The organism is Vibrio sp. V19_P1S1T109 (assembly GCF_002241375.1).
GTDB classification, from domain to species: Bacteria; Pseudomonadota; Gammaproteobacteria; order Enterobacterales; family Vibrionaceae; genus Vibrio; species Vibrio anguillarum.
The window spans coordinates 1-4,454 of sequence record NZ_NDIM01000238.1; the positions used below are offsets into that span (position 1 = coordinate 1).

Annotated in this window: 5 protein-coding genes; 1 reads left to right on the forward strand and 4 read right to left on the reverse strand. The window is 42.8% G+C overall.

The features are described 5' to 3' along the window. Positions 1 to 67 precede the first annotated feature (67 nt). Positions 68 to 877: an exodeoxyribonuclease III gene (gene xthA, locus B9J87_RS11925; protein ID WP_094150905.1), complete on the forward strand. Its 810-nt coding sequence runs from the start codon at positions 68 to 70 to the stop codon at positions 875 to 877. 112 nt (positions 878 to 989) lie between these two features. On the opposite strand, the gene B9J87_RS11930 is transcribed toward xthA, so the two are convergent. The 4 genes from B9J87_RS11930 to B9J87_RS11945 all read right to left on the reverse strand — a co-directional run bounded on the left by B9J87_RS11930 (position 990) and on the right by B9J87_RS11945 (position 4,270). Continuing rightward, on the reverse strand, positions 990 to 1,667 hold the full coding sequence (locus tag B9J87_RS11930; protein ID WP_017045191.1) for an ABC transporter permease: 678 nt from the start codon (positions 1,665 to 1,667) through the stop codon (positions 990 to 992). A 2-nt stretch (positions 1,668 to 1,669) separates the two neighbouring features. Continuing rightward, complete coding sequence (locus tag B9J87_RS11935; protein ID WP_013856550.1) at positions 1,670 to 2,410, reverse strand: ABC transporter permease; 741 nt, start codon at positions 2,408 to 2,410, stop codon at positions 1,670 to 1,672. 208 nt (positions 2,411 to 2,618) lie between these two features. Next, positions 2,619 to 3,395 carry an ABC transporter substrate-binding protein gene (locus tag B9J87_RS11940; RefSeq protein WP_026028918.1) on the reverse strand — a complete coding sequence of 259 codons (777 nt, stop codon included), beginning with the start codon at positions 3,393 to 3,395 and terminating at the stop codon, positions 2,619 to 2,621. Positions 3,396 to 3,499: 104 nt separating this feature from the next. Then, positions 3,500 to 4,270 carry an ABC transporter ATP-binding protein gene (locus tag B9J87_RS11945; RefSeq protein WP_013856548.1) on the reverse strand — a complete coding sequence of 257 codons (771 nt, stop codon included), beginning with the start codon at positions 4,268 to 4,270 and terminating at the stop codon, positions 3,500 to 3,502. Positions 4,271 to 4,454 lie beyond the last annotated feature (184 nt).

A 4,454-nucleotide genomic window follows, 5' to 3' on the forward strand; every position in this document is an offset into this window, starting at 1 on the left:
CTTTTCGTCTTGTCCTTGCGCCTTGAAATGGTAACATCTTGCGCACAACTCATCTTAAGGATCCCTTATGAAAGTCATCAGTTTTAACATCAACGGTTTGAGAGCTCGCCTTCATCAACTGCAAGCGATTATTGATAAGCATCAACCTGATGTCATTGGACTTCAAGAAATCAAAGTACACGATGACGCTTTTCCTCTTGAGGATGTTGAAGCTATGGGCTACCACGTCTATTTCCATGGTCAAAAAGCGCATTATGGCGTCGCCATGTTGTGCAAGAAGGAACCCATTTCAGTACAGAAAGGCTTTCCTAGCGATAATGAAGATCATCAAAAACGCATGATTATGGCCACTTTTGAAGATGAAAACGGCCAAAAAACAACCATACTCAACGGCTATTTTCCTCAAGGAGAGAATATTTCCCATGAAACAAAATACCCCTATAAGCGTCAGTTTTATAAAGATCTAATGGGTTACTTAACGACACATCATTCCCCTGACGAACAAATAATTGTAATGGGAGACATTAACATCAGCCCTATCGACTTTGATATTGGGATTGGTGAAGCCAATAGAAAGCGCTGGTTGCAAACGGGAAAATGCTCTTTCCAACCTGAAGAGCGCGAATGGTTACAAACTTTAATGGACTGGGGTTTTGTTGACACATTCCGTCAGTTAAATCCGGATGTAAATGATCAATTTTCGTGGTTTGATTATCGCTCACGCGGCTTTGATGATAACCGCGGGCTACGAATCGACGTCATTTTAGCGACCCCGAACCTAGCAAAAAAATGCCAAGAGGCCGGCATCGACTATGAACTTCGAGGAATAGAAAAACCTTCTGATCACGCGCCAATTTGGTCCAGTTTTTCTTTGTAGGAACAGAAAGTAACGTGCCCATAAGAAGCGCGCATTCAGCGCGCTTCTTATTTTAATCTATGCCTTGATTATAGAAACAAACTCGGTACAACAAATTGCTACTCGCAGCCTTTCAGCTTAATGGGCGCAAATAAGCTAAGAAGCGTTTTTCAGCCTGTTTAAAGCAGAACAAAATAATAAAGGTCAAGCCCATATAGAACAAACCTGCGGTTAAAAATGACTCGAATGGAGCATAATAACGAGAGTTCACTAAACGCGCAGCCCCCGTTAAATCCATAATGGTAACAATACCAGCAACCGCCGAACCGTGAAGCATGAAGATAACTTCATTACTATAAGCGGGCAGTGCACGCCTTAACGCACTCGGTAGAATAATTCGTCGATACGTTTTCCAAGTACTCATTCCGTATGCCTTCGCCGCTTCAACTTCGCCTTTCGGCAAACCATTGATCGCGCCGCGAATAATTTCAGCCGTGTAGGCGGACGTATTGAGAACAAAAGCAACCAACGCGCAAAACCAAGCGTTTTCCCATAAGGTATCTTTCACCGGGAAAAATTGATCCATTCCATAGTAGATGAGATAAAGCTGGACCAATAACGGTGTACCACGAAAAAAGTAGGTATAAGCCCATGCTGGAGTACGAATAAAATAGTTGTGGCTATTTCTAGCAATTGCTAAGGGGATGGCAAGGCTCAAACCGATGATTAGCGACAAACCCACCAGCCAAACCGTTGTCCACAGCCCACTAAAATAAATTGGTAGGCTTTGAGCAATAAGGGAAAAATCCATATTTACCTCGTGTGAATGCTGAACTTGCGCTCAACCAATTTGAGAAGACCGGTTGATACACTGGTAAAGAAAAGGAAGATCACTGAGACAGCCATATAAAAGGTGAATGGCATTTTTGTCGAACCCGCCGCGAGTGAGCTGACTCTGACCATATCTTCTAATCCAATAATGGAAACAAGTGCCGTCGTTTTGAGCAATACCAACCAGTTGTTACCAAACCCTGGCAATGCATGACGAACCATTTGAGGAAGCAAAATGCGTCTAAATGCTAAGGTAGAACTCATACCATACGCTTTCGCCGCTTCCATCTCTCCTTTATCAACCGCCATAATAGCGCCACGAAAGGTTTCAGCCATATAGGCACCGAAAATGAAACCTATGGTTAGTATTCCAGCAATGAAAGGGCTAACATCAATATAATCGGGGAGATAAGCGGTCCATTCATGGCTCGGGTCACTTGCCATAAACCAATTGTTTAGCCATTCGTTGATTGAATAAAGGCTATTATTCAACAATATTTGACCGCCAAAGAAAATAAGCATCATTAACACAAGGTCTGGAATACCGCGAATGATGGTCGTATAAAGAGTGGCAATGGCTCTTGCCCAACGGTAAGGTGCAAGCTTGGCTAGCGCACCTAGCATGCCAAGTAACATGGCAAGTAATAAAGAGAGCACGGCAACTTCAATGGTCAGCACCGCTCCCTTCAAAATTGAGGCTTCATATCCGTGTAGGTCCAACATAATTCATCCCTAGTCCCTGGAGAATTTAACGGCTGGGTACTTCTGGAACTAGGATCCAGCCGTTAAGAATCAATGGATTCCCATCATAATTGAGAAGGTGGAGTCAACTGAGCTAACCAGTCCTAATTACAGAGTGATCGATAAACATATTCATATGCTCGGCTCACTCTCACCTTCTAATTATATGGGTAAGATATGATGTTACAGCTTATTCACCGTATACATCGTAATTAAAGTATTTGGTCGCAATTTCTTGGTAAATCCCTTGTTGACGAAGAGATTTAATCGCCATATCAAGTTTTTGAGTGAGATCTTTGTCTTGTTTACGAACCGCAATACCAAAACCATCGCCAAACCATTTCGGATCGGTTAATGATGGGCCGACGAACTCATACGCTTCGCCGCCCGCTTTGTTAAGCACACCCTCTTCCAATGCAGAGGCATCACCCAATACTGCCGCAATACGACCATTGGCGAGGTCAAGATAGGCTTCATCAAATGAACCATAACGGACAATTTCAACTGCATCGCCATAATTATCAGTAAGATACTTATCGTGCGTTGTTGCACGTTGTACACCAATTTTCACCCCTTTTAGACCTTCTTTAGAAAAATCCAACGCGGCTCCTTTCTTGGCGATAAATTTATTGGGAATTAATGCGTACTTACCAGTGAAATCGACTTTTTTCTTGCGCTCGTCGGTAATCGACATAGCTGCAATAATCGCGTCATATTTACGTGCGAGCAGTGATGGGATAATACCATCCCAGTCTTGTGGAACGATTTTACATTCCACTTTCATCTCCTTGCACAACGCATTGGCCATATCAACATCAAAGCCTTTGAGAGATCCATCAGCCTCTGTCCAGCTAAAAGGAGGATAAGCCCCTTCTATACCAAAACGAACCGTCTTCCATTCTTTCGCTTGGGCCATACCAGTCATTGCACTAGCAGCAACGGCTGCAACTAATAACCACTTTTTCATTTCCATACTCCTGTGATTGAGGTCTTACTTATTTATCATGCTATGTTTATGTTGGTTTTGCTTAATATTTATGTCGTGACGAATACCACAACATAATGAACACATTAATAAATAGAGGATATAAATTGTTTTAACCGTTCAGATTTAGGCTGGGTGAACAGGATGGCTGGATCTCCTTGCTCTTCCACTAAACCTTGGTGCAAGAACATCACATGGTTTGAAACATCGCGAGCAAAGGCCATTTCATGAGTCACTACCAGCATAGTACGGCCTTCTTCTGCCAAGTCTCTCATAACACCCAACACTTCACCCACCAATTCAGGATCAAGTGCAGAAGTGGGCTCATCAAACAGCATGACTTCTGGCTCCACGGCTAACGCTCTAGCAATCGCCGCACGTTGTTGTTGCCCACCAGAAAGGTGACCAGGATAATAGTCTTTACGTTCATACAGGCCGACTTTTTTTAGCAGCACCTCAGCACTCTCGATGGCTCGTGCTTTCGGTACTCCTAACACATGAATTGGTGCTTCAATAACGTTTTCTAACACCGTCATGTGCGACCAAAGGTTAAATCCCTGAAATACCATAGCAAGGCGTGAGCGAATTCGTTGCACCTGCTTTTCACTCACAGGTGAAGCTTCACCTTGCCGATTTTTTTTCATTTGAATGAGTTCACCATTGACCCAAATATCACCAGAGGTTGGTGTTTCAAGTAAATTGATGCATCTAAGAAAGGTACTTTTTCCCGAGCCAGAAGAACCAATAATGGAGATCACATCACCCTTACGAGCTTCTAGCGAGATTCCTTTTAGTACTTCGTTTTGACCAAAGGTTTTGTGCAGCTCTTTAATATTCAGCGCCGGTACATCAGTCATTGCGCTTAACTCCCTGTATTTGCTACTGCAGAGTATTCCAACTCCCATTTTTGATACAAACTAGCATTCACACCGAAAACATGCAACAAATTATTAACCTGCAAAATAAGGATATTTAGTTATTTTATCTGATTAAAAATTCACATTTTAGCCAATACTTCTCCGTATGGCGCATATAAATGGC

Excerpts from the sequence above, each read along its gene's own strand:
- B9J87_RS11945 (WP_013856548.1), bottom strand. The coding sequence starts at position 4,270 with ATGACTGATGTACCGGCGCTGAATATTAAAGAGCTGCACAAAACCTTT.
- B9J87_RS11940 (WP_026028918.1), bottom strand. The coding sequence starts at position 3,395 with ATGAAAAAGTGGTTATTAGTTGCAGCCGTTGCTGCTAGTGCAATGACT.
- B9J87_RS11930 (WP_017045191.1), bottom strand. The coding sequence starts at position 1,667 with ATGGATTTTTCCCTTATTGCTCAAAGCCTACCAATTTATTTTAGTGGG.
- xthA (WP_094150905.1), top strand. The coding sequence starts at position 68 with ATGAAAGTCATCAGTTTTAACATCAACGGTTTGAGAGCTCGCCTTCAT.
- B9J87_RS11935 (WP_013856550.1), bottom strand. The coding sequence starts at position 2,410 with ATGTTGGACCTACACGGATATGAAGCCTCAATTTTGAAGGGAGCGGTG.